Genomic DNA, 26148 nt, shown 5'->3' with positions numbered 1-26148 from the left:
TTTATCCTCCCATGGATGGAACTGTTAGTGCCTGTCTGATCGGTGTTAAGTGGATCTTCTCTCGAATCACCTGGATCAACATTTCCGTATTTAATTCGTCCTTCAAGCGGGGAAACCGTCCAAGAAAGGGTATCCCGCAATAACGTTCAATCAGCTCCGCGTTTGTTGTGATGCTGGGATCGCTATAAATCTCGTCAGTTTCACCATCGTTCAGAATAAAACCTACGATCGGAATCCCCTGCTGCTGCAGGTATGACACTGTAAGAAGTGTATGATTAATCGTACCTAATCCTGTCCGCGCGACGATGAGGGCCGGTGTCCCTAGCTTCGAGATTAAATCCACCACAAGAGAGTCTTCGGTCAGAGGAACAGCAACGCCACCTGCTCCCTCGATGATTTTGGATTCGTATCGATCTGCCAGCGGCTGACCCGCGTTAATAATCTCCTGTAACGTAATATCCACCCCAGCCTGCTTGGCAGCGAGCATCGGAGTAAGCGGAGCTTGGAATGTAAATGACGCCACATGCTCTGCACCTTCATCAATTCCGGTGTATTGCAACAGGCGCTCTGCATCGGTTTCTCCGCTGCCAAGGAGTGCACCGGATTGCACAGGCTTCCAGACGCCTACATTCAAATTTTCAGCACGAAGCGCAGCAGCAAGAGCACCGGTAATGATTGTTTTTCCAACCCCTGTGTCCGTACCTGTTACGAACAATCCGCGAATTACATTCATGATTCCAACCCACCTTCGGTGATGTCACAAATGGATTGCATCAAAATATCAATCATTGCTTCAAGCTCAGCCTCTGTGCTGGCAAGAGGAGGAATGAACACAACCACATTGCCAAGGGGTCTCGTAAGCATGCCAAGCTCTCTGGCCCGCCCGGTTACCCGAACGCCGATGCGTTCCGCCCAATCGTAAGGTTCACGAGTCTCCTTATCCCGTACTAGCTCAATTCCTATCATCAATCCCTTCTGCCTGATATCCCCGACATACGGGGAATCTTTAAGGGCTGCGAGCTTGCGTTCCACAAAAGTCGCCTTATCTCTTACACCTTCCACCAGGTTACGTTCTTCAAATAGTTTCAAGTTAGCCAAAGCAACAGCACAGCCAAGCGGGTTTCCTGTGAAGGAATGACCGTGGAAAAATGTTTTTTGTTCCTCATAATCGGCATAAAATGCGTTGTACACTTCATCTGTTGCGAGTGTCGCTGCCACGGGTAAGTAGCCGCCTGTAAGTCCTTTGCCTATCACCATCAAATCAGGTGACACCTCTTCAAGATCACAAGCAAACATGGCCCCCGTCCTACCAAAGCCTGTCGCCACCTCATCGGCTATGAACAATACGTCATAAGAACGGCAAATCGCTGCCATCTCGCGCAGACAGCCGTCTGGCATAATCAGAATGCCACTAGCTCCTTGCACAATCGGCTCTACAATAATCGCCGCGATTTCATCTGCACTGGTTTCAAGTACATTTCGCAATGCGGTCAGCGTAGCTTCCATGGCTTCCCGTTCGCCGTCCTCATGTCGATAAACGTAAGGATATGGAATGACATACGTAGGAAACAGCATCGGACGGAACACATCATGGTACAACGGAATTGCACCGACACTTACCGCACCAATCGTATCTCCGTGATAGGCCTGATTCATCGTAATAAACTTCGTTTTACCGGTTTCCCCCCGGTTCTTCCAATATTGAAAGGCCATTTTTACTGCGATCTCAACACCGGTTGCTCCCGAATCGGAATAAAATACTTTATTTAATCCTTCTGGGGAGATCTCTACTAATTTCTCTGCAAGCTCAATTGCGGGCACATTAGCCATTCCAAGCAAAGTAGAATGTGCAACACGTTCCAACTGATCCGTTATGGCTTGGTTCAGCTCGGGGACGTTATGTCCGTGAACATTAAGCCAAACCGAGGAGAATCCATCATAATAAGCACGTCCCTGGACGTCATACAGCATGACGCCTTCGCCTCGTTCTATGATGAGAGGATCGGAGTGATTGTAATCTTTCATCTGCGTAAAAGGGTTCCATAAATGAGCCTTATTTATAGCTGCAAGCCGTTCATAATGTGTCACAAGATATCACCTTCCGTTAAATCATTTCAATTGTTAACCATATAAATATATTTTGGTTAACAATTGAATGTTGACATCTTATCAGACAAAAACTTTCCTGTAAAGAGAATGATTTCAGAGTTAGGACCCTAAGCCTCCACTCTTCCTGGCCGGCATGAACCTAGAATTCCGACTCGGAAAGGTGTTGCTTAACACAAAAAAACACGCCTGATTCGGCGTGTTTATCTAAAGTACAAACAAAAAAAACGGCATCTCTGCCGTTTGTGTTTAAGCTGTTTATTAAACCTGAACCTCATTACATCTTTCCAGCAAAATTTGAATCTGGCGCTCCAGCCAATGGCCCAATAGTGGATGTGGGAGCAATGTCTCGCCACTATACGCGTAATCCAGTTCCTTCAATCGGCCTGGGATCACCTTCATTGTGAAATAACCGGCACTCAAAAACAGCGGCGCCACAATAACCCGGCTCCCCCGCTCTTCACTCCAGTATTTTGCCTTGTCGTACACACTATCCGGATTTAGCAGCGCATAATCGGTATGAGCAACGCCGCTGACTTCCTGCACTCTCTGTGCAAGCGAAGAAATCCCCGCTTCCCAGCGCTGACGGAATCCATCGTGAATACTCCCATGTCCAACTAGCAGGATCGTCTCCTGTTCCGGTTGCTGCGACAGAGCCTTTACTTTGTCCCAAACCATGACAGCAATATCCGGGTCGTTATCCACAGGATAGCCGAAGTGCACTTGTGCTTTCACCTCGAATGGTTCCAGATCTGTCTCACGCTCCGGAGCGTCTTTGGCACCGATGGCATACTCAATCTCATCCACATGTGTACTACCAGACGACACAAACAGAGGTACAACCAAGAGATCTGTAACGTCCTGTGCTTCCAGTCGGTCGATACCGTCCTGAATCAGGCGTCCTTCCACAAGCTCAAGAAATCCGGCTTCAACCGGCAAAGCTTCAGGCAGGTTTAACCGGGAGACCACGTCATCGACGGATTCTACCCAGGTCTTCTCCTGAGAACCGTGACTAATGATGAGTACACCCGGTTTCTTCATCCTTAGCGTCCCAGGCGTTCCAGGGTCATTTTATAACCGTCATTACCATAGTTGAGACAGCGTTTTACACGAGAGATCGTGGCTGTACTTGCACCGGTCTCAGCTTCAATCTGGTTATACGTATTTCCTTTGCCAAGCATACGTGCCACTTCCAGCCGCTGGGACATGGATTGAATCTCGTTTACCGTGCAGAGGTCATCAAAAAATACATAACACTCTTCAATATCCTTCAGAGTCAAGATAGCTTCAAATAATTGTTCAATGCTTTTATCATTTAGCTTTTTCAGCTGCATTTCATCATCATCCCCTAGCGGTTACTGTGTACCTTCATTGTACTCACCCTGAGTTGGTATTTCAAGCGTTAACGATTTCACGCACTACAGAATAAAAATACATGTTACCGCTTTCAATAGGTACTATTGTCCTTCCCTCGCGTACAACACCCTACTATATCACGATTTTTCCCATTTTAAGCCTATATATTTCCGATTACTCATGTAGGAATTTATACATTTAAAATGTTACAATTTTGTGTCCATGCACCATGATTTAACTGTAACCCTATCAACCTCTCCTGCGCCCAAATCCGCAAATATCCCGTTTTGCGGGATACCCGCCTACGCCGTCTCTCCGCTAATGACATACATTATAGCAAAAGGGAGTTCCATCTCGGTCTGTTATGCATATTCAGCAGCTGAAGGAACGCAATTCCGAAATCCAACATAAAAGGAACGTGATAGTTCATGCCACAGCATTATTATCACCGCCAGCCCGCTCCACGGCAGCGTCCGTCGTCTCATCCGCATCGTCAGGCCCATACATCTGCCTACTTGCCGCCACGGGCATTAAATGAAGCTCAGGTTCAACCCATGTATCCAGGAGTAGAGCCTTACTACCCTCCATTCCAGGAAGTTGAAGCATCAGGACTTGTGCCTTATAGTCCAGGTGGTCCGGGGGGACCTGGTGGAAACTTTTTCGGTGGGGGAGCTTCTGTTGCTCCTCCTGTTCCGGTGGAGACGCCTGCGGCTTCCTCAGGCTTTTCACTGGCTAACATCGGAGAACTGAAAGGAATGATCGACCGCTTCGGTGGAATTGATGGCATCATGAACGGAATCGGCAAAATGCAAAAGGTCGTTGGCGGCTTTCAGCAGATGGCGCCCATGATGAAGCTGGTGATGGGGATTCTGCCTTTTGGAAAAGGAAAAAAAAGCAGCAGTGCTGCGGATAAAGATTATGAAGAGTATTCACCGCCTCGTTCACGCAAACGCCGTAAAAAAACGACCGCTACTCCGCGCAAACGGAACACGAATAGCAAGACTGGTCGTAATAAATCCAATTCCACCAGACGCCGTCCCAAAAGAAACAAAAAACTCTAACACTATTCCCTGGCGCCCTCTTACAAAAGGGGGTGCCTTAATCCACTTCCATCTTCTCCCCCTTGCCCCACTAATTCTTTCATAGTAAGAACTTAATCACGTAAGAAAACACTCACATAATAGAGATATTTAAGAACCTATGTTCTTATCTCTATGATTTGAGGTATACTGAATAATAATTAAAGGAGGCGGACTATGGAACTTATTAAAGATAAATATACTCCCGCATTAATCGACCGGACAGGAGAATGGTTACACCAATTCTATCCCAAGTTGGACAAGCAGCAATTTCGTGAACTTGTATTTGCCGAGGGCTGGGGAGATCTGGAATTCAAAGCTCGTATCCGTCGCATTACGTTAGCCTTAACCGAAGTTCTGCCTGACAACTATGAAGAAGCATTGCATGTGATTGAGCAGGCAGCTCCACATATGCGCGGTGTCGAGTATCTGTTTGTACCAGATTTTGTCGAAGTCAATGGACTTGCACCGGAAAACTACGAGCTATCCATGAAGTACTTGACCGTCTTCACACCTTATTCCAGTTCCGAGTTCGCGGTACGCCCGTTTATTGAACGCTATCCGATCGAAACGATGAAACGCATGATGGAATGGACAAGCAGCCCCAATGAGCACATTCGCAGACTTGCCAGTGAAGGCAGTCGCCCACGTCTCCCATGGGGCTCCAAACTGCGGGGATTCATCACCGATCCAACACCTGTACTTCCGATTCTGCATGAAATGAAGCAGGACGAGTCCCTGTATGTCCGGAAAAGCGTAGCCAATCACCTGAACGACATTTCAAAAGACCATCCTGAACTGGTCCTGGATTTGGCCTCAAGCTGGTACGGACAACATGAGCATACCGACTGGATCGTTCGTCACGCAAGCCGCTCATTGCTGAAAAAGGGACATCCAAAGGCGCTGAGTCTTTTTGGTTATGTCGAGCAGGATGCGACACATATTGAGCATCTTCAGCTTGCAAAAGATACCGTGGCCATCGGGGAAGATCTTCATTTTTCCTTTGATGTCGTTAATGAAAGTGGTCAATCACAGAGGTTGCGGATCGAATATGAAATCGGATATATGAAAGCAAATGGCAAGCAGGCACCCAAACGTTTCAAATGCTCGGACAAGACTTTCCCTACCGGAAGAACCAAGGTTGCAACGAAACAATCATTCAAAGTAATTACAACCAGACGATACTACGCTGGTTTGCATACACTAACGATTGTTGTTAATGGACAACCTGCCGCTACGGCCACGTTTGTATTGGAGCAAACAGAGTAACCTACGCAACCTAAGATAAGTATGTTAGCCATTCCTAGAGAAATTCCCCAAGGCGTCTTCAATACTGAAGATGCCTTTTACTTTTTTTCACCTTATTTGTAACAACCCCAATTCCCTCAAAAATACTTATACACATGTTGCATCTCGATTTTAGTTTATCCACATGTGGACATCTATTCCCAAAACTAATCTATATGTACTCCTACATGCTCGTTATGCACATCTTACACAGGCTAAAGAAGCGATCTTTGCAGATCGCTAACCTTTATCTTACTATTTTCATATTATCCTGCTTAGCTTAGTTTCTATTTCCCTTACTTAAACCAGCCCCGCTTCACAAACCAGGCCACCATGCTTCCGCCCAGAACAAACATCAACAGCAGCACAGCTCCATACCCAAACTTCCATTGCAGCTCAGGCATATAAGCAAAGTTCATACCATAGATCCCCGCGATCAGTGTCAGTGGCATAAAGACGGTTGTTATGACGGTGAGCGTCTTCATAATCTGGTTCATCCGGTTGGAATTCAGCGAGATGTAACTGTCGCGCAGGTCGGCCGTCATTTCCCGATCGGCTTCAATCATGTCTGTCAGCTTCAACAAATGGTCATAGATATCGGTAAAATATACAGTATGCTCTCCAGTCCTTTGCACATGCTGAGAATTGACTACCCGATAGAGCAAATCCCGCATCGGTACTACCGTTCGTCTAAGTTTCAGCAATCGACTGCGCAAGTCGAACACCTGATTCATCAGGTCCTCCACCGACTCCTTGCCGCCCCGGTTCTCCAATTCGGCCAGCTCATCCTCGATGGCAAACAGAGACGGGAAATAATGATCGACCAGCTTATCCATCACCGTATATGCTGCTGCCACCGGGCCCCGGGCCCAGATGGTTCGTTCATGCGCATGATGCAGCAGCCTCTCCCAAGCTTCATCCACTTCTTCCAGTGCCCCGTGATGAAACGAAACCAGGAAGTTTGCACCCAGAAACAGGTCCACCTCTTCCGCTTCTAATGTGGCAGGATTCAGTGCATGCAGCACGAGGAACTGCAAATTATCATAATAATCGAGCTTGGGCCGCTGCAACACATGCATACAGTCCTCAATCGCTAATGGATGAAAATGAAAATATGTATCCAGCAACCGGCTTTCCTCTTCGGAAGGCTGATTGAAATCTGCCCATACCCAGGCGTAATCCTGTAGATCCAGCTGTGTAAGCGGTACATTTACAGATACCTGATGATCCCGTGAGATGGCGAGTGTACGAATCATAAATTAGACCACGTCCTTGTCTTGTATCCTTTACGTTATTGTACAACTTTAACCGCTGCACCGTTCCCTGCAGCAGCCCATTATACACACGTTATCCTGCAAACGCGACAACAAAAAAAGCCAACCCTGTTGGCTTCTCTCATTTCCCTATCCACAGTCTCCTGTATCCACAGGAATATCTTCTTTTGGTTTATCATTCCACGGATGGCTATCCACATATCCAGCCTGTCCACACGTTCATGCACAGGCGTCTCTTCTTTTTGGTTGTATAATTGTCCACATATCCCGATATTCACAACGTTATGAACAGTTTGTCTGAACCCCTGATTTTGTCCCGCAACATTTTTCAAATTAGAAAATGATCCAGTACAACAATCCTGCCAGTGCTCCAGTAATCGGAATTGTAATAAACCACGTAATAATGATACGTCCAGCAAGTCCCCATTTAACGGCCGAGAAACGCTTCGCGGAACCAACACCCAGAATCGCAGATGTGATTGCGTGAGTTGTACTCACCGGCAGATGAAGCAATGTTGCTGTGAAAATAACAGATGCGGCTGACAGATCGGCTGCAAACCCGTTAATCGGTTCAATTTTAAAAATTTTGGTTCCCATCGTTTTGATGATTTTCCAACCACCGATGGAAGTACCAAGAGCCATCGCTGTTGCCGCAGAGATTTTAACCCACAACGGAACATCCAGATGATCCTGTACGCCTGCTGCAACCAATGCAAAAGTGATAATACCCATGGCCTTCTGCGCATCATTGGTACCGTGCGTAAACGCCTGAAGCGCTGCTGTGAAGATCTGTACCGTACGGAAACCTTTGTTCACATTATGCGGACTGCGCTTGGCAAAAATATATTTAAGAATGATCATGACCACATAACCGATGGCAAATGCGATCAGAGGTGATAATAACAATCCTCCGACAATGTCAATAAATCCACTCCATTTGACTTTATCAGACCCTGCCCCAACAAGTACAGCACCAGCAAGAGCACCAATCAGTGCATGCGAGGATGAAGAAGGAATTCCGAACCACCATGTAACGAGATTCCAGATAATCGCGGCAATCAAGGTGACTATGACGACCTCAATCCCGTTATCCAGCTTGGTGGGGTCTGTTACACTTCCCCCAATCGTCTTCGCTACTCCAGTAAACATCATGGCACCGACAAAGTTCATCACCGCAGCCATAAGGATTGCCCGTCGCGGAGTCAGTGCCCGTGTCGAGACCGAAGTTGCAATGGCATTCGCCGTATCGTGAAAACCATTAATGAAGTCAAACGCCAGTGCAAGGAAGACGACTATACCTAATACCCAAATCGTTGTTTCCATTATTCTCTGGCTCCTTAAGAATTACGCATGATGATGGATTCGAGCACATTCGCTACGTGTTCACAAGCATCCGTTGTTGTCTCAAGACGTTCGTAAATTTCTTTGCGTTTGATCAGTTCAATCGGATCAGGCACCGTAGCGAAAAGGTTCTTGATACAGTTGCGCAGCACTTCGTCGCCCTGGTTTTCCAGATCGTTCAGACGAATCGTGTACTCGCGGATCGCCAGCAATTTTTTCTGAGACAGCAAATGAATGGCCTTCTGAATTTCGTAAGCCGATTGGCGCAAAATTTCAGCGAATTGAACGATATATTCGTCCGGGTCAGTCAGTTGGTACATATAGAAACGGGAAGCCGTTGCTTCGAGTCCGTCCAATACGTCATCAAGTGTCGTTGTCAGTTCCATAATATCATCGCGTTCGATCGGCGTGATAAATGTTTTGTTGAGCTCTGTAATGATGGTATGAACATAATCATCACACTGGGACTCGTACTTCTTCATTTCATTGGCAAAAAGAGTCACATCCTGAAGGTTGGAAACATGTTGGGTGAAATAATCAGCCGCCTGCACGACCGTATCTGCCATGTTCTCTAGTGTCTCAAAAAATATATCCTTCTTCTTCTTAAGCTTCATAGCTCTATCCCCTTTACGAGAAATTGCCGATAACCGATGAAACATGAAATGACAACCTTTGATATCTTATCATAAATGTTTCACGGTTTGTACATAAGGCATGATCCTTTTTTATATTCTTATCACATAAATCTGAAATGAATCTTAATTATTTGGAATGGCTGGAAAAATGATGATGAAATTTTACACTGCGTTTACATTTCTCTTCAAATTGGATTAATTTTCAATTTCGACATGCCCTGCAAAGTCAGGCTGATTCGGAACGATACTGATAAATGTCTTGCCAGGAACAAGAGCAACTTCAGACCCATTTTGCACAAATCGAATAATATCACCCGGTTTTTTGACCCACTGTCCTCGAATCACTTTACCTTTCTGAAACAGCATGGCTTCACCGCCCTGCTCCAGATTAACGGACAGCCTCCCCACATTGTCGAGCACCTTGTGATCCGCACCCGCTACAATAATATTGGCCGCCCCGATTGGATTGCCGTTATCCAGATCCTGATCTGCCTTTCCGTTCACCAATCTCATATATCGTCCGCTAACTTCATCATAATCATACGTGACCCGGTAACTCTCCAATAAATAGTGAATATCGAACTGCTTGGCCGCTTCTCCGGCGGACGTGGCACCTTCTTCGTTATACGTATATACAGGGGACTTGAAATCGTGACTATACCCTTTGGTATCCGCACCTTCTCTCAGCTTGTCCGCCGACGTATATAGATTGTGCGGTGCTTTACGATCCGAGGAACGCCAGAAATAAGGACCGCTATTTGATATCTCATCCATATGCTGTTTCTGCTGCTTCTGCAAAATGGAATAGGCGTCCGGGCTGCCGCCCGCATGAACCAATACACCATCATAACTCTCACCAAGCTCAATCAGATACGGACGGATACTGCGCACGGGCCCAACCGTCTCTGCTCCGCCTTCACTTTGAAAGATGGCAATAAAACGGGTAATACCTCCCTCTGCAAGCACTTCAACAATAATATCCGCCGCACTTAGACCTGACTGGGGCCGTGCTGCAGGAGCATTGTTAATCATGACCGCCAATGGGCGGCGCGTAATTGCTTCATCAACAGGCAGACCCGTCAGTGGCGCTGTGTAAAGAGACGTTGCAGGTTCTTCCGCAACTTGTTCCTCCTGTACAGGTGCAGGGACAGACTCCGGCTTCGGAATCTGAACCATCTCCTTATTTTGGCAAGCAACCAGACTTAGGGCCAGAAAAAGCAGCGACGCCGCTGAAGTCGATTTGTTCCATTTCAATTGCTTCAATATATGTACCTCCTGAACGATATGGCTTGAATCTAAGTTGTAAATGCTCTTATGTAAGTGACCATTTCACGTATTTCTTTCCATTTAATCACACACCGCATCATTTGTCTTCGATTAGGAGGGCATTTCCTACCCCTTATTTTAACGTTTGAAACTTGAGACAGGATGAAAAATATGTCCTAAATGTGAACTTCTCAAACCTTACTTAAAATTTGAACTAGATTGTGATTTTAATCACAAACAAGATGACTTTTGAACTATACAATAAAGACATCAAAGGTGATCACTTAGAAAAACAAAAAACAACAACACACACTAAATTCCATGAAGGAGTGGTTTATATGTTCAGCTTCAACCAATGGCTTAGAGAAAACAAAGTGGCAATGTGGATTTTGACAGTACTTCGGGTGTATATCGGTTACGACTGGATGACACACGGCTGGGGCAAATTGACAGGTGGATTTGAAGCAGGGGGCTTCCTTGCAGGCGCTGTAGAAAAAGCAACTGGTGATCACCCGGCAGTGCAAGCTTGGTGGGCAACCTTCCTTGAAAAATTCGCGGTACCAAATGCAGGACTGTTCGACTTCGTTATCCCTCTCGGTGAATTCCTTGTAGGTCTGGGTCTCATTCTCGGATGCTTCACAACACTGGCAGCACTGATGGCAATGGTCATGAACTTCGCGTTCCTCTTCTCGGGAACTGTAAGCACGAATGCTCAATTGGTTCTGATGGAAATCTTCCTTGTAGTTGCTGGTGCAAATGCTGGTAAAATCGGTTTGGATCGCTGGGTAATGCCTTACCTTCGCGGATTGATCACTCGCAATAAAGGCAGCCAACCCAAAGATACGCCTACGATAAACCCTACGCACAAAACAGCCTAAATCGTAAGTAGACATGATCCGGTCCTGCTCCCCTCCCCCTGGAGAGCAGGACTTTTTTGTATTTTTATATATGCTTGTAGGTCATCCGACTTGCCCATCGACAGAAACACGTATTATGATGAACATATCGATCGATTATAATCAAAGGAGTACATGACATGCCAACCCAGCGCCGTCTTGAGACCGATGCCGACTTTCAGGAAGCCATGGAAATGAAGCATAAAGTCCGTGTTTTTAAAGATAATCACCAGATTGATTCCGGTGGCGTCATTATCCGTTTTGACAGCAATACCGTTGTGGTTCAGTCCAGTGTAAGTGAACTGGCATATCATTCACGTACAGCATGTGAGCTTTTTGAGATTCGCAAGTGAATATACTCATTTGCAGAATGCTCAAGTCATAGAAAAAGGTTTCTGAGGCCCGTTACGCTGGCTCAGAAACCTTTTTTTGTTCAAAAACCAAAGACTGTCTGGTCAATGAATTAGTTATATTTACATTTTCCAATAAACCCCATAGATCTCTTCCCGTTCTGTTGTCTGTTCCAAGTTATACGCCGTCACCAAACTGCCAGCAGTTCAAACTGAGCGTACCATAAGGATACGATTGAAATAGACGTTTTGCAGATCGTGACATATCGGCCGTACCCATGGTATAGAACAAGGGAGCAATGTGCTCCGTTCCATAAGAAGGAACCGCTGTGCGGGCATGGGGCGCTTTTTTGTCATATTGAAACAATTCTCTCGTATTCCACTGCTCAAGACGCTCACCAATCCAGTTATCGAATTCCACTGCCCAGTCTTGCGGTTCATCATTGGTGCCAAGCATGCGCAGGTTATGAACTGTTCCGCCACTGCCTATGATCAGCACATTATCATGTCGCAGCTGTTCCAGCATCCGGCCGATATCATACTGTTCCTGCGGGGAACGCAGCGAATCGACAGATACCGCAATAACAGGAATATCGGCCTCGGGATACATGTGTAACAGAGGGACCCATACACCGTGATCCAATCCTCGGCCTCGAACCGGTTGATGTGGAAGATTACTCCGAGTGAACAGGGCGCAGATCTCATTCGCAAGGTCTGGCTTACCAGGTGCAGGGTAATTCATTGTATACATATTAGAGGGAAATCCGTAAAAATCATGCAAGGTCTGATGTGCATCATCCATTGTCACAGACGGTTCGGGACAATCCCAATGCGCCGTAAATACAACAATGGCTTTCGGAGCCGGCAGCCTGTTTCCAAGCTGGTTCAAAAAGTGAGTGTAGTCATTGCTCTCCACCGCCAGAGCGGGAGAACCATGCGCAATGAATAATGCGGGTAATGTCATTGCTGCCAACCTCCAGACACGGATAGGATGCTTACCCTTCTATTTTACCCCGAAGAAGGCTCTTTTCCAAGCTGACATCCTTAGATCATCCAGTGCTGCCAATCCTGTTCGATCTTCTGACGTTCTCCGAGCCATTCTCTCGTACGCGTGATTAGCTGCTCACGCTCTTTACCGGAAGAGAAGGTATGATCACCCTGGAAAATAATTTCCTTGTCGCAGCGGCCTTCCTGCCGCATCCAGAATACCTTTTGATACAGGAATGCGTAATCTACAGGGATGGTCTCATCCGACGTGCCGTGCACCACGAGAACATCCCCGTTAAATTTAACGGCTTCCTGGAATGGCTGATGTTCAGCCAGTGATTCAAAGAATGCTGGTGTAAACTTGTAGCCGAGATAATCAGCAGAACCCAGTTTCACCCCTTCATCGTAGACATCACGTCCGGTAATTTTCACAATATCATTGAACGGGTATCCAACGGATGACCACATGACGAGATTCTTGACCCGTTTGTCACGGACAGCAGTCAGCAGAGCAACAGCTCCGCCCAGACTATGACCGATCAGCGTTACCCGGGTTGGATCTACATCACTGCAGTTTATCGCATAGTCCAGCACAGAGCGTGTTTGGGTAATCATGGATTCAAGACCTTCAGCTCCGTACTCACCGCTGCTCTCCCCACAGCCAATATAATCAAAACGCAGCACCAAATACCCATCTTCGGCCAGCTCACGCGCAGTCTTCACAAACAGACGGTCCACACCGATTCGACTTCCTACGAATCCATGGCAAATGACAGCAAGAGGCACACGCTGTTGGTGGTTTCCCTCCTTGATGTCTTTGACGACCGGATAATGAATCGTGGCTGTTAATTCTTCCTGCCCATGACGAATACTGATCTGACGCTCCATGCCCATTTCCCCTTTCCATTCTTCCCTGCTCTTGTTCGATTCGTTAATATATATAAATCCGATAAGTTTAATGTGTATTAAGATGATATTAGTATATTATCATCCTATGGACCTCAAGTCAACGTGAGGAAATGTCCATTTCCAGACATGCCTTATCTACATTTTATCGGTAAATTCGCAAAAAAAATGAGCCAAGCTGATGACAGCTGACTCGAACTATTCCTAATACTTGAAGCCATTACTCATAACTACGACGGAACATCTCATGGGTCTCCACTCGACCCTGCCATTCATGTTCATGGACTGAATTTGAGCTTGCCCAGAAGCTCCCTGACTGAAAAGTTCCATCTGTATACTCTCCCCCAAATTCAGTATCCTCCAACGTCTCATCCATTGGCACAACCTCATCCGTTACTCCACGGGAGTTGCTGTTCAGCAGCAGCTTCCTTGTTAATTGTTTCGTTTGTTGATCCATACCTGCCACACTCCAATCCCTGGTTTCTGTTGGAAATGCTACTATTGTGGTGGAATCTTCTGCACTTTATTCATTCTTCACACAATCGTCGGAACTGGACGACCTGCACGCATATTAAAGGTGAAACGGGGAAAACCTAAGCAATACATCATAGCCAACATTTGCCTCCAATTCCTTCTGGCGAAAGGGTTGAATTCATGGAACACATCTTGGAATGGATTCGTATTCACGGAAAACTGGTACTGCTATGTACCTGTGTCATACTGGCCTGTGCAGGGCTATGGTCGAATCGTAAACAGTTGTTTTATAAGGAATGACTTTGCGAAACGAGAGCCCTTCCCGTATACTAAAATACCGTCAGGGTCTCCAAATCACGGGGATCAGAACGTGTGTAGACAGGGGGAGCAATCATTGGGGATTTCCTATAAAAAGTTGAAAGAAATACAGAATCGGCAAATAACCGAAATGAGTAAGATGACACCGGAACATGTCAAACTGTTTGATCAGATCAGCACCATTGCGCGCCAATCACCTGCTGATGAGAGAACACAGGAAGAATGGATTCTCTCTGCTGGAAGAGCCATCGTACAAGCTCAGCGTGACGGTCAGCCTGCTCGTGAATTATATGGACCTGATCTGGAACAGGATATATATTCTCAGCTTGGTATATCAGATCAGGATCCTGCTGCGGGTGAATCAAATATGGACTCATCCAGAGCTTCAAGTACGGCCGTACGGGGCTCCGTAAGCAAATCTAATGAACGCAGTACGTCAGCCAAGAAGACAGCAGCAGTTGAACCCAAACCTGCGGAGGCTCCGGATCAAGTTAAACGAACGCCCAAATGGTACTTCATGATCTCCTGGGCAGCTTTGTCTTTTGTCATGCTGATTCAAGGTGCGGTTGGGCTATTTATTGGCTGGACAGACGGAGATACGGAACCATTTAGCCATATCAGCCTCTTCTCCCTTATCGTTGCGGCGGTTGGAGGTATTGCACTGGTTGAAATGCTTCGTCGCCTTGCTGAGCGCCCAGATGATCAGGGAGCAGACAAGACTGCCAGACCGCAGGTGAATCTTCGCGGAATCGTCATCTATATCGTTATCGTTGTGCTTGTTTTATTCGTAGGATATCCGCTGCGCGATAGCCTTCCCGTATTTACGCTGGCTCCGTGGATTAGTCTTGTGATCGGGATTGTGGGATTAGCCACGTTGAGACCGCTCTTCGGACAAAAGAAAGCGTAAGGATTGCCCTTTGTGAGGCAGCATCATTGGGTATATCGTACAGGTGTATGACGTGCGAAGGTGAAGTACGAATGAAGTACCACATTCGGTGATGATATAGAATATCGAGTGTCAAAAAAGGGGCCCTAAGGGCCCCCAACCAGCTGTTGAGAAGTTCTCGGCAGCTATTCTTTTTTTTCAGACCGTTCAGGAAGACCTTTGTCGTGATCTCTCGCTCAATCAGAGGAAAAGCTCATTACACGCCACAACTTATGAGTAACATATACTACGGTAGTAACCCGTTTGAAACTAATCTCCTCCAAAGGAATGGCCACGTCATACTTCATATAGATGATCCACAGGGCCCGTAGAGTCTGTCTCCATTTTGAGCTGAATGCGATGCTTGATCTCCTTGCCCGGTGTCTCTCCGAATTCTCGCTTATACATGCGGATAAAGTAGTTCACTTCCATACCAATCGTCTCCGCCGCCTCTCTTACACTTGCGCGCGGGTGTTTGTCCAGCCATTCCGATGCCTTCTGCAAACGCAAGCGCTGCATGTACTGATGCCCTGTCACCCCATGTCTCTGATGAAATAGTCGGTTCAGGTGCTGCACTGAATAACCAACGGCTTCAGCTACATGCTTCAGCAGCAGATCATCCTGGTAGTGCGTGTGCATTAGCGACACAGCTCGGGTGAATGCTTCATTTGCCGATTCCGACTCACGTTCTGAACGTGTTAACGACCTATTCCGTGCTTCTCGCTCTTCTTTCTCATCCTGTGGCGGGTGGATGGATCGTGACATGTCCAGAATAAGCTGATAGATGATCGTTGAGCTGCTCCACATTTCTGTCATTCCGCTGTCCAGGGCGTGCCAGATATCCGCCACTCGAGTCCAGAACTGATCAAATCCGGACAAGCTCCGTGACCCCATCGGCAGCAGTCCCGCGGACCGAAGCACTGCTCCCGCCGCCTCTCCACCAATGCCGATATATCCAAGCTCTCCGTTTGTTTTGGTATGCGGAATATACTCATGGGCCACCCCCGGTTCGATCACGAACAGTTCACCTGCCGATACTGTCCACGCTCCTTCACCTGGAACCTTAAATTCCCCCTTGCCGCTGCGTAACAAAAAAAGCTGATACACCGGAAATCCATCCGGTCTAAACTGAACTTTCTCTTCTTGTGTCCCCACACAATACAGATACAGAGGCAACCGGGAATCCGGCAGGCCGGTTAAGCGAAATGCAAGCATTCCATCAGTCCTTTCGGATCATGCTCTTCTTTCTCCTATTATCCATCGTTTTGACCCATGGCTGCAACGATCAAAGGGACCTTTTTAATGGCAGGATTTACAAGTGGAGTATGTGGGATTCAAAAACTTCATTTCGTTAACACAACAACTTTTAATATCACAATAAAAAAACTCCCCTTCTCATTTGGAAAGGGAGCTTATTCAATACAATTTATTTATTATTTAATTTTGCTTTTAGGTCTGTGGAGATGTAGTACCAGATTGATTCGAATTGGAAGATCCAGTATTTGTATCTGCCGTTTGAGATGAATCTGGAGCAGATGGCGCAACTGGCGCATCCAATTTAACCGTAGCCGAAGGACCATAAAGCGAACTTGTATACAAGGAATTATCACTAGATACTGACAGGATATATATTTTGTATTCTGCTCCAATTTCAATTGCCTTCCCGTTAGAATCCACCGTATCTTTGTTCAAATTAATTTCTCCTGCTGATACTTGTTTAGAACTAGTATTCTGGGTTGCCTGAGCTACACCAAAGTCATCTTTGGCTCTTACTACAAAAAGTCTATATTGGGATATCCCTCTTTCGTCTGCCGCCTTATTGAAAGTAACCTTGATGCCTGGATCCGTATCAGTGCTATTATTCTCAATTTTAGTGATGGTCCCTGTTTGGACAGGTACGGCTGGAGCAAGGATACTGAATTCATCGGAAGCTGCGGATAGATTGGAAGCACGAGAACTGCTGTCCGATACGGATAACACAAAGACCCGATATTTCTGCCCTACAACAAGTGACTTATTATTAATATCTCGATGACCGTTATTCAAGAAGACAGGACTTGAAGCATCATTTTTGTTGATATCAATATTATAAGAAATTCCAAGTGCAGAAGAAATATTAAAGCCACTCACGTAATTTGCTGGTACTATAAAAGCTTTGTAACGCGAAATCCCATTTTCGCTAGATGCCTTGTTGAAGCTTATAGATACATCCGAAGCATCTCCCGCTTGCCCTAGGGTTTTCACAGTTGCACTTACATTACTCACTGCGGCTACAGCCGTATTGGAAGTCAATGTGATTACTCCCGAGCCTGAAGACAATGCATTGGCAAGAGAAGCGTTGTTATTCACTGCCATGACATACACACGATAGCCCACACCATTCACAATATCACTGCCGTCCACGGTTTTCTCATTTGTAAAATTAACAGTCTGGTTGTTTCCATTTTTGCTTACATACTTATAATTCGCACTGCTAACTGAGTTCGCAGATGTCAGATTAAAGCTCGTATTTGTCGATTTCACCACAAACACACGATAATGATTCACATTCGTCTCATCTGTCGAACGATTGAATGTCACACGCAGATCACTACCATTGCCGTTATCCCCAATATCCGTTGCCACCACATTGCTCGGTGCAGTCACAGCTGCATTGGCAGTCAGCGTAATTTGTGAAGAATAAGAGGATAATGCATTCTGGCTGGAATTACCGCTTGTGCTTACCGACAGGACAAACACGCGATAGCTAACATTATTGGACAATGTGTAACCGTTAGTATCGACCGCATTGTATGGGAGAGTAAATGACTGATTTCCACCCGTCTTATTCACCTGATAATAATTGTTCGAAGCATTAGCTGCGCTCAGTGTGAAGCTGCCTGCATTTCCGGAACGGACCACATATACCCGATATGCAGAAACGTTGGATTCGTCCGAAGCTCTATTGAACGAAACCCGAAGATCGCGACCATCGCCGTAATCACTCACATCAGCCACCCCAATGTTGCTTGCAACTCCGGCATTGCTATTTGTTGTCAGTCTCAACAGTGTCGACGAGGAAGACAGCGCATTGGTATAACTATTCTGCTGGTTACCCACTGCCATAACGTAGATCCGGTAGTCTTGCAGATTCGTTACGTTATACCCGCTTGTGTCCTTCATAGATGATGGCAGCGTGGTTGTAATGTTGTTACCTGTTTTGTTCACAGTATAGTACAAGCTGGAAGACAGATTGCTCGCCGTAGTCAGATTAAAGCTGCTGGATACCGAGTTCCGCACCACGAAAATTCGATAACTAGCCACTTTGGATTCATCGGATGAACGGTTGAAGCTCACCTGAATGTCACGGCCGTCTCCATAATCCGAATTATCTTTCACTGATGTGATAACTGGTGCCGTTGCTGTGTTTACGCCCAGCGTGAGTGAAGAGGATACAGCGGAAAGTTTATTGTCTGCTGTTGCCGCATTGGAGCTCACGGATACAATGTAGACGACATAGGATGTGCCGTTTTTGATCAATTCCCCGGATGTATCACGGGTCGAGGAACTGAGCTGGGTTTTAACCGCTGTGCTGTTGCCTTTGTAGATAATGGTTGAATTGGAACTGGACACATTATTGGCCGTAGTCAGATTGAATGAAGAAGCATCTTTCGCCTTAACTACAAAAGCACGGTAATACGTAATATTCGATGTGGTGCTCGGCTGTGTGAAGTTAATTTCCAGATCACGTCCATCTCCGTAGTCGCTGATATCTGCGATCCGCAGGCCTGTGACAGGCTGCACCGTCGTTTTCACATTGTTTAGTTTTATGGACTGGGTAGACCAGGCAAGCTGATTTTTGTAGCTGTTGTTGCTGTTCCCCACCGTAAGTACATACAATCGATAGGTTTCATTGGAATTCAACAGATCCCCGTTCACGTCACGTGTCTGGGCATTCAATGTCAATCTTGGATCGGTGCCATTTGGAGAAATGGAAGTGTAATTACTAGATGGTACTGCCGTTGCCGCAGACTCATTGAAACTGTTCACATCACGCGTTTTTACCAGCATAATCCGATATGCGGATACAGCCTTTTCAGATGTCGGACGTGTGAAGCTTACAGTCAGGTCACGGCCATCCCCATTACTCCCGGATACAGAACCATAAATGTTCCATGCTGCATATTTCGTCTCATCCACAGGAGGAGTGGACGTTGTTTTGATATCTACCCGCTGATTACGGGAATTCCAGAATACTTTCTCCCCAAAAGCTTCACTGACAAAACGAATCGGAACCATTGTGTTTCCCTTGATGGTATTTGCAGGTACATCCAGCGCTACCGCTTCTCCGTTAATGTAAGCCGTTTTGGAACCCAGTTTCAGTGATACTTCCTGATCTCCCCGGTTCGCCGTGATCGTTTTAGTTTTATTGGTGTACTTTACTGTCGCATCTAATCCTTCAAAAATGGAGCGCAATGGAACCAGTACACGTCCACCTTTCATGACAGGTGCCTGTGCGGACGAGAGCTCCGCATCGTTAATATAAATGCTGATTCTTGCAGCTGCATCCATAACTGACGTTGGAAGTGCAGACATCAACATGGCTGATACGGCCAGTGCTGACATCACCTTTTTCACTTGACGTCCTCCTGCTTTCTTCATATCCAATATCCCCATTCTCTTCATTATTTAAGTTGAAATGTAATCGTTGTTGAATTTCATTTTATTCCTGTAATTTCCTGTGCACATCTAAGACGTATGAACATGAGTAAAAGTTTCCAATCCCACAAAAAATATTTTCGCAGAAATGTCCCCACGCCATCTACCCTCCAAAGGTTAAAAATAACAGAAGAATTTGTCATTATTCCGCAACAACATCCTTCTCAAATTCGTTTAATGTAAAGTGACTAGCAGATGAAAACCTATCACTCTATAACTACGGGAGGTTCACACGGATGACATCATCGTATTTATCCAGTCAACGCAAAGGGATTCGTTTCTTCATCACCGTCGCTACCCTTGCTGCAATCGTCACAGGAACTGCAGTTACACCTGAACTCGCTGCCGCAGCCCCTTCGAGCCCGGATACCAAAGTAACCACCAGCAGTTCAACCGCCATATATAAAACCTTTCAGTCCATGCTCAAAAAAAAGAACGGCTTACCCGCCGCTGACACCTTTCTGGAATCCAATATCAAAAAAGTAACAAAGCATCACGCCACCCTGATGGTGCTTCAATTGGAGAATGCGCGGCTGAAGGCTCTAACCTCCATGACCGACCGCTTGCTCGTTCCTAACGTTCAGGACAAAATGCTCAAGGCATACCAAGCGAACGACAGTTTCACCAAACTCATGGAGCGTACCAAGGATTCCGATCTGCGTGCACTGTTAAAAGAAGCCCGTGACAGCGGCTATCGCCTCGTCATGCTGGAAGGCTCCCTCTATCCGATCATGAATTATGCGGCACTTGTGAAGTATACCTCTGGTATTACAGAAGATATCTCAAGCTACATCATGATCATGACGAAGGAAACGAAAAACTTGCCTGCGGATGACGGAGCTCTGGTCATTGGCTATCAGGAAATTCTCCTTCGAGCACTCAGCCAGGAAAAATTCCTGGAACTCTATCCGAAATCCAACCGGGCCAAGCAGGTGCAGAATCTGTTGAACAGTTATACCCTATATACCTTTTATGGCCTAAACAACACACCACTGTTTGATTATGAAACGAACAAAATGGTTGCGAACGCCCAGAGAGGATACAACGGGGTGTTGCAGCGTCTTGCATCCGTCGATAGTGAATTCCTCACTAAGCTGAATGCCTTTATGGATCTGGTTAAGGAATCTAAGTATGAGAAAACAGCTGCGGTGGAGAAATGGCTGCAGCAGAATGTTCCAACCGGGGCAGATGCCGGCTATTAAATCATTCATGACATTAATCACCTAATGCACATAAAAAACGTAAAAGAAGACCGACACAGGATCGCTCCCATGTCGGTCTTCTTTTTGATTCTATCGTTGAATTGCATCTTACTGGTCCAGGCCAGCTCAGAAAGACTACAGAATTGGTTTGACCATGTGGCTGTACTCATGTCCAGCAATGACAATCACTTCATCCTTGGTATAACCCTGGCGTTCGTACAACATCAAGGCACGGCCATTGTCACGTTCAACAATGAGGGATACCTGTGAGTGACCAAGCTCTTGGCCTCGCTGCTCAAAAGCAGCCATCAATGCCTTGCCGATGCCTTGTCCCTGATACGCTTCACTTACGGATAGAGTATCCAGATAATACTCCCCGGGACGGGTTTCTTTGACCAACGTATATTTCTCATCTATACTCCGACCAGGTCGCTCCAGAATCGGCTGATCCAGACGATCTGCCTCGCCTCCATCATAAGCCACCAGTATTCCTGCGACTTGCTCATCCTGCTCCATAACCGTTACGTTACGGTAGCTGATTCGATTGTCTTCCTGCAGATAGAATTGCTGCAAAATTTGCATCGCTTTCTCATGATCCCCTTCACCAGCAAGAGCATAGGCAATATCATCAATAGCCTGATAGAGCAAAGGAATCACTTGTGTGGCATCTTCCTTGCGAGCAGGTCTCAACAGAGGCTGTGACTCACTACGGTCCGACTTCATATTGGAATCATTCATCAGATTAACATGTTGAACAGATTAAGATTTTTGTTCAGCTCGGTATACGCGAGGCCTTTACGATTCATACGTTCAATCAGCGGCTGGTAATCTTCCTTGTACATCAACTCGATGCCCACCAAGGCAGGTCCATTTTCCTTATCGTGCTTCTTCGTATATTCAAAACGGGCAATGTCATCATTGGGTCCCAATACTTCCACAAGGAATTCACGCAAAGCTCCCGCACGCTGTGGGAAATTGACCATGAAATAATATTTCAGACCTTCGTAGATCAACGAACGTTCCTTGATTTCCTGCATCCGATCGATATCATTGTTGCCGCCGCTGATTACACAGACCACCGTCTTGCCCGCAATCTGTTCGCGATACTGCTCCAGTGCAGCAACCGCCAGAGAACCAGCAGGCTCCACCACAATTGCATTTTCATTATATAGCTCCAAAATGGTGGTGCAGGCTTTGCCTTCAGGCACCTTCACAATGTCATCCAGCGTTCCACTACAGATGTCGAAGGTCAGGTCACCAACGCGTTTCACCGCAGCACCATCCACGAATTTATCAATATCATCCAACGTGACAACCTGCTTGCGGAACATCGCCTCACTCATGGAAGCTGCGCCAAGTGGTTCTACACCAATGATGCGGGTTTCCGGGCTAACCGTCTTCATGTAAGTTCCTACACCGGCAGCCAGACCGCCGCCACCAATGGTGACGAACACATAATCCGCTTTTTCATCCAGACTCTCCATGATTTCCATCGCCACCGTACCATTACCCGCAATGATCTTCGGCTGGTCGAACGGATGGATAAACGTCATGCCCTGTTCATTGCAAGCACGCATAGCTTCTTCATAAGCATCATCATACGTATCACCTGTCAGCACAACTTCAACATTACTTCCGCCAAATCGACGAACCTGTTTCACCTTCTGGTTAGGCGTTGTGCTCGGCATGAAGATTTTTCCATGGATTCCCAGCGCGTTACAGGAAAAAGCAACTCCCTGCGCATGGTTGCCCGCGCTTGCACAGACAATGCCCTTCTCCAGTTCAGCCTGCGTCAGACTGCGGATCATGTTATATGCTCCACGAATTTTGAACGAACGTACCACCTGCAGGTCTTCCCGTTTAAGATACACATTACAATTATATTTGGCCGACAATACAGCATCCCGCTGCAGCGGCGTTCTTACAATGACTTCTCGCAGCACATGATGTGCGCGCACAATATCCTCCATGCCAACACTGGCACGACCGGGATTGGTAGTTCCCGTTGGTTCCTGTTCCACTGGTTTCATCTCTTCTCCACACTCCGCTTATCTTGGTTGGCAATGCAAGCATTGCTTTTTCTTTTTATTGTATCACTTTTGTTCTGTTCTTGCGCCTGAGCTCGCATCATTTACCATTCGCACGATTTCATCAATAATAATCTGGGGGTCTGTAAACATGACCATATGGCTGGATTGATCGGCCCCGATCCATTTTGCATTTGTTAAAGTACTCACAGTCTTGCGGTGTGCCTCGATAATAGCAGGTCTTATTTTACGTTCTCCCAGGCCTGTTTTCGTACCTGAGATGATGCTAACTTCCAGATCACCAAGATCGAGGGGAGTAACCAACAGCGACGCCAAGTCTTCCAGAAACGGTTTTGATTCTGCAATCATGGTCCTGGCAGCATGCACAGTGAAATCCTCCGCGTGATGGTCCCTGACCACATCATCAGGCTGCACACTTCCCGGTCTCCTGCCTAGCAGCCTGTATATCCCCGTACGTGCCATGAATGGAATAAGATAACGATTCAAGCAAAATTTATTTTGGCGGCTTTGGAGAAATAGAGCCCACAATGCTCGTCTGATGGATCCACCAGCACAATGCCTCTTATACTGGACAAATTTGAGGCCGCTGCCGCACGAACAATGGGTCCTCCCCAGCTGTGCCCTACCAATATAAACAGACCAGGCCCCAATCCAGTCAGCAGATCGTCAAGATCTTCTGCTATTCTGCGGAGGTTACGAGGAGCCGAATCGAATTCGCTTCGTCCCGCACCCGCCCTGTCGTATACTACGGCACGCGCATGTTCAGCAATTGCAGGTGCTACCAAACCCCAAGTCGATCGAGAGAGGCCCATACCGGACTCAAATACAACGGTCAGATCACCTGCTCCTTTGGACATATAATGTAACTTGCGACCATCCCGAGTCTGAATAAATGCACTTGAACCAAAAGAATGTGATCTATGATTAGGCTTCATCTTGCCCTCCTAATTACACACATGCTATAGCAAACCGAATCTAATTGAAAATGATTATCAATTACTTGATTATAGATTATTCCACTCTTTAGGACAAGGCATAGTGTCAGATTTGTAGGTCTCCTCATTTTTCTTATTTCATATCCCTATCGACGCTTTCCCCCCTAAAGCAGATCAAAAAACCCGATCCATTCAAGGATCGGGCAATTAAACAGATTGTATGAGCAGTGTGCCAAATTTACTTCAGTCATACTCTACCAACTAATCAGGCCTGAGTCTTAAACCAAGCCGCAGCAGCTTCCGCCTCGGTACGAGTCAGTTGATGCCCCTGACGCTCCCAGTGCAGGTGTACATCGGCACCTGCTCCACTTAGCAGAGAAGCTAATTCATCCGTCTCCCGTTTCGGCACAATTGGATCGTTCTCTCCTGCTCCGATAAATACAGGCAGTCCTTTCAGGTCCGGCAATTCCAAACCGCGAAGCGGTACCATCGGATGGTGCAGGATCGCTCCTTTAAATACGTCAGCCTGATGGAAAATCAGACTTGCCGCGATGTTTGCTCCGTTGGAATAGCCCAGTGCAAAGACATTGCCACGATCAAAGCCGTACTCTGCAGCAGCAGCATCCACAAAAGAACCCAATTCCGCTGTCCGTGCAATGAGATCCTCTTCGTCGAACACCCCTTCCGCCAAACGACGGAAGAAACGGGGCATTCCATTCTCGGAGACGTTACCACGCACCCCCAGAATACCTGCTCCTGGTGCGATCATCTCGGCCAGACCTACCAGATCATTCTCCGTTCCACCTGTCCCGTGCAGCAACAAAAGTGTGGGTGCCTCTGGCTGAGAACCTGCTTTATAAATATGTTTCATTGTATTGGTTGTCATGATTTGGAATCTCCTTTCCATTCACGTACTTGAATAGGTGGCAGCAGCTGTTCAATCTGCTCACGCTGTGGTTCATACCATTCAGGCAGCATCAGTTTCTCACCCATGCTCTCTTGTGGTTCATCCCGTGCAAATCCTGGAGGATCTGTCGCAAGTTCAAACAGAATACCGCCCGGTTCCCGGAAATACACAGCGTTAAAGTACTGACGGTCAATGACCGGAGTTGGATGATATCCTGCATTTTGCAGCTCCTGCTGCATTTGTTCATGCTCGACATAATCTTTTGCACGCCATGCGATATGGTGAACCGTACCTGCTCCGCCAATTCCTCGCTGAATTCCAGTCGATTGAATGTCGATCAGTTGGCCAATGTCACCACTCGCCTGCAGACGAATGATTCCATCCTCTTCTCCTACCTGCTCCAGACCGAGCATTGTTGTCAGCACATCGGATGTTTTGTCAGGTACATGGCTGAATAGTACAGCTCCACCAAAACCTTTGATGGCATGTTCCGTAGGTACACCGTTGAATGCCCACTGGCTTGGCTGACCTCCTTCACGCTCGACCAATTCGAGCAAGAGACCGCCTTTGTCGAAGAAGCGAATGTACTGCTCTCCAAATCTTGTTTTATTTTCAAACGGAATATCGAAGGATTTCAGACGCTCTTTCCAGAATGGCAGACTGCCCACCGGAATCGCATATACGGTTACCCCGGTCTGTCCGGATCCGATTACACCTCTTCTGGCATTTTGCTGTGGGAAGAAGGTGATAATAGTACCCGGTGCCCCATCCTCATTGCCATAATACAGATGGTACACATCCGGTGCATCGAAGTTAATTGTTTTTTTCACCAATCTTAGTGCCAATACACCTGCGTAAAAATCAACATTTTTCTGTGCATCATCTACAAAGGCCGTAACGTGATGGATTCCTGAAGTTCTGAACATAATCTACACTCCCTTGGTTTTTATTTGTATCATTGTTTTATTTAGCGGTTTGTTATGCATTGCTTTTTGTTATTTATCTTTAAATTAAGATTCTTTAAATTTATATTAATCCATTGGACAGCAATATGCAAGCTTTTGTTTTAAAATTAAGATACTAATAGCCTTTGACCTGCTTAAATGCTGCTTAAGTATACTGATATGGACAAAAAACAGGCCCCGATTACTCGGGAAC

At 46.4% G+C, this 26148-nt stretch carries 25 protein-coding genes; 6 read left to right on the top strand and 19 right to left on the bottom strand.

The features are described from left to right. Position 1 precedes the first annotated feature (1 nt). From bioD to MHB49_RS04525, 4 genes are all read right to left on the bottom strand, one after another. Positions 2–733: a dethiobiotin synthase gene (gene bioD, locus MHB49_RS04540; protein ID WP_405155191.1), complete on the bottom strand. Its 732-nt coding sequence runs from the start codon at positions 731–733 to the stop codon at positions 2–4. Next, positions 730–2088, bottom strand: coding sequence for an adenosylmethionine--8-amino-7-oxononanoate transaminase (gene bioA, locus MHB49_RS04535; protein WP_405155190.1), 1359 nt, complete (start codon positions 2086–2088; stop codon positions 730–732). Before bioA ends, bioD begins: the two co-directional genes overlap by 4 nt. 279 nt (positions 2089–2367) lie before the next feature. Beyond that, positions 2368–3147 carry a sirohydrochlorin chelatase gene (locus MHB49_RS04530; RefSeq protein ID WP_405155189.1) on the bottom strand — a complete coding sequence of 260 codons (780 nt, stop codon included), beginning with the start codon at positions 3145–3147 and terminating at the stop codon, positions 2368–2370. A gap of 2 nt (positions 3148–3149) precedes the next feature. Then, on the bottom strand, positions 3150–3440 hold the full coding sequence (locus MHB49_RS04525; protein WP_017690665.1) for a YerC/YecD family TrpR-related protein: 291 nt from the start codon (positions 3438–3440) through the stop codon (positions 3150–3152). Between the two features lie 450 nt (positions 3441–3890). Between MHB49_RS04525 and MHB49_RS04520 the strand changes: the two genes are divergently transcribed. Together MHB49_RS04520 and MHB49_RS04515 are read left to right on the top strand one after the other, a co-directional pair. Then, positions 3891–4523: a tyrosine protein kinase gene (locus MHB49_RS04520; protein ID WP_405155188.1), complete on the top strand. Its 633-nt coding sequence runs from the start codon at positions 3891–3893 to the stop codon at positions 4521–4523. Between the two features lie 195 nt (positions 4524–4718). Then, on the top strand, positions 4719–5810 hold the full coding sequence (locus MHB49_RS04515; protein ID WP_405155187.1) for a DNA alkylation repair protein: 1092 nt from the start codon (positions 4719–4721) through the stop codon (positions 5808–5810). Between the two features lie 314 nt (positions 5811–6124). Here the strand turns inward: MHB49_RS04515 and corA are convergent, their stop codons facing one another. The 4 genes from corA to MHB49_RS04495 all read right to left on the bottom strand — a co-directional run bounded on the left by corA (position 6125) and on the right by MHB49_RS04495 (position 10341). Continuing rightward, complete coding sequence (corA, locus tag MHB49_RS04510) at positions 6125–7084, bottom strand: magnesium/cobalt transporter CorA (RefSeq protein WP_247900737.1); 960 nt, start codon at positions 7082–7084, stop codon at positions 6125–6127. Positions 7085–7435: 351 nt separating this feature from the next. After that, entirely contained in the window at positions 7436–8425 is a 990-nt protein-coding gene (locus tag MHB49_RS04505) for an inorganic phosphate transporter (RefSeq protein ID WP_247900736.1), read from the bottom strand. A gap of 14 nt (positions 8426–8439) precedes the next feature. Further along, positions 8440–9057, bottom strand: a complete 618-nt coding sequence (locus MHB49_RS04500) for a DUF47 domain-containing protein (RefSeq protein WP_247900735.1) — start codon at positions 9055–9057, stop codon at positions 8440–8442. A gap of 216 nt (positions 9058–9273) precedes the next feature. Further along, positions 9274–10341 (bottom strand): DUF3048 domain-containing protein, encoded by a 1068-nt coding sequence (locus MHB49_RS04495; RefSeq protein WP_405155186.1) that lies wholly within the window; start codon positions 10339–10341, stop codon positions 9274–9276. Between the two features lie 341 nt (positions 10342–10682). On the opposite strand from MHB49_RS04495, the gene MHB49_RS04490 reads away from it, so the two are divergent. Beyond that, positions 10683–11222 carry a DoxX family protein gene (locus tag MHB49_RS04490; RefSeq protein ID WP_405155185.1) on the top strand — a complete coding sequence of 180 codons (540 nt, stop codon included), beginning with the start codon at positions 10683–10685 and terminating at the stop codon, positions 11220–11222. Positions 11223–11380: 158 nt separating this feature from the next. Further along, positions 11381–11593, top strand: a complete 213-nt coding sequence (locus MHB49_RS04485) for a hypothetical protein (protein ID WP_076291601.1) — start codon at positions 11381–11383, stop codon at positions 11591–11593. A 175-nt stretch (positions 11594–11768) separates the two neighbouring features. Here MHB49_RS04485 and MHB49_RS04480 read toward each other — a convergent pair whose 3' ends face one another. The 3 genes from MHB49_RS04480 to MHB49_RS04470 form a co-directional block, all read right to left on the bottom strand. Next, positions 11769–12554, bottom strand: a complete 786-nt coding sequence (locus MHB49_RS04480) for a DODA-type extradiol aromatic ring-opening family dioxygenase (RefSeq protein WP_405155184.1) — start codon at positions 12552–12554, stop codon at positions 11769–11771. Positions 12555–12634: 80 nt separating this feature from the next. After that, a complete protein-coding gene (locus tag MHB49_RS04475; protein ID WP_405155183.1) occupies positions 12635–13465 on the bottom strand; it encodes an alpha/beta hydrolase in 831 nt (276 codons plus the stop codon). Positions 13466–13703: 238 nt separating this feature from the next. After that, entirely contained in the window at positions 13704–13940 is a 237-nt protein-coding gene (locus MHB49_RS04470) for a hypothetical protein (RefSeq protein WP_405155182.1), read from the bottom strand. A 465-nt stretch (positions 13941–14405) separates the two neighbouring features. Between MHB49_RS04470 and MHB49_RS04465 the strand changes: the two genes are divergently transcribed. After that, positions 14406–15182 carry a DUF1129 family protein gene (locus MHB49_RS04465; protein WP_405155181.1) on the top strand — a complete coding sequence of 259 codons (777 nt, stop codon included), beginning with the start codon at positions 14406–14408 and terminating at the stop codon, positions 15180–15182. Positions 15183–15497: 315 nt separating this feature from the next. On the opposite strand, the gene MHB49_RS04460 is transcribed toward MHB49_RS04465, so the two are convergent. After that, positions 15498–16415: an AraC family transcriptional regulator gene (locus tag MHB49_RS04460; RefSeq protein ID WP_405155180.1), complete on the bottom strand. Its 918-nt coding sequence runs from the start codon at positions 16413–16415 to the stop codon at positions 15498–15500. A 234-nt stretch (positions 16416–16649) separates the two neighbouring features. Continuing rightward, a complete protein-coding gene (locus MHB49_RS04455) occupies positions 16650–19841 on the bottom strand; it encodes a stalk domain-containing protein (protein WP_405155179.1) in 3192 nt (1063 codons plus the stop codon). A 293-nt stretch (positions 19842–20134) separates the two neighbouring features. Here MHB49_RS04455 and MHB49_RS04450 point away from each other — a divergent pair, with 293 nt between their 5' ends. Continuing rightward, complete coding sequence (locus tag MHB49_RS04450; RefSeq protein WP_405155178.1) at positions 20135–21100, top strand: hypothetical protein; 966 nt, start codon at positions 20135–20137, stop codon at positions 21098–21100. Between the two features lie 135 nt (positions 21101–21235). On the opposite strand, the gene MHB49_RS04445 is transcribed toward MHB49_RS04450, so the two are convergent. The 6 genes from MHB49_RS04445 to MHB49_RS04420 all read right to left on the bottom strand — a co-directional run bounded on the left by MHB49_RS04445 (position 21236) and on the right by MHB49_RS04420 (position 25919). Next, complete coding sequence (locus tag MHB49_RS04445) at positions 21236–21838, bottom strand: GNAT family N-acetyltransferase (RefSeq protein WP_405155177.1); 603 nt, start codon at positions 21836–21838, stop codon at positions 21236–21238. Next, the gene (ilvA, locus tag MHB49_RS04440) at positions 21838–23130 is read right to left on the bottom strand and encodes a threonine ammonia-lyase IlvA (RefSeq protein WP_405155176.1); all 1293 of its coding nucleotides are present in this window, start codon (positions 23128–23130) and stop codon (positions 21838–21840) included. The genes MHB49_RS04445 and ilvA overlap by 1 nt, the downstream gene beginning before the upstream one ends. A gap of 63 nt (positions 23131–23193) precedes the next feature. Beyond that, entirely contained in the window at positions 23194–23562 is a 369-nt protein-coding gene (locus tag MHB49_RS04435; RefSeq protein ID WP_405155175.1) for a hypothetical protein, read from the bottom strand. Positions 23563–23630: 68 nt separating this feature from the next. Continuing rightward, positions 23631–24083 carry an alpha/beta fold hydrolase gene (locus MHB49_RS04430; RefSeq protein WP_405155174.1) on the bottom strand — a complete coding sequence of 151 codons (453 nt, stop codon included), beginning with the start codon at positions 24081–24083 and terminating at the stop codon, positions 23631–23633. A gap of 265 nt (positions 24084–24348) precedes the next feature. Beyond that, a complete protein-coding gene (locus MHB49_RS04425; protein WP_405157041.1) occupies positions 24349–24954 on the bottom strand; it encodes an alpha/beta hydrolase in 606 nt (201 codons plus the stop codon). An 11-nt stretch (positions 24955–24965) separates the two neighbouring features. Beyond that, complete coding sequence (locus MHB49_RS04420; protein ID WP_405157040.1) at positions 24966–25919, bottom strand: ring-cleaving dioxygenase; 954 nt, start codon at positions 25917–25919, stop codon at positions 24966–24968. Between the last annotated feature and the right edge of the window lie 229 nt (positions 25920–26148).

The sequence above is a fragment of the Paenibacillus sp. FSL K6-0108 genome, from assembly GCF_045040695.1.
In the GTDB taxonomy this organism is placed as follows: domain Bacteria; phylum Bacillota; class Bacilli; order Paenibacillales; family Paenibacillaceae; genus Paenibacillus; species Paenibacillus pabuli_B.
The sequence above is the reverse complement of the archived record's forward strand: the minus strand, read 5'-3'. Positions and strand labels throughout refer to the sequence as shown.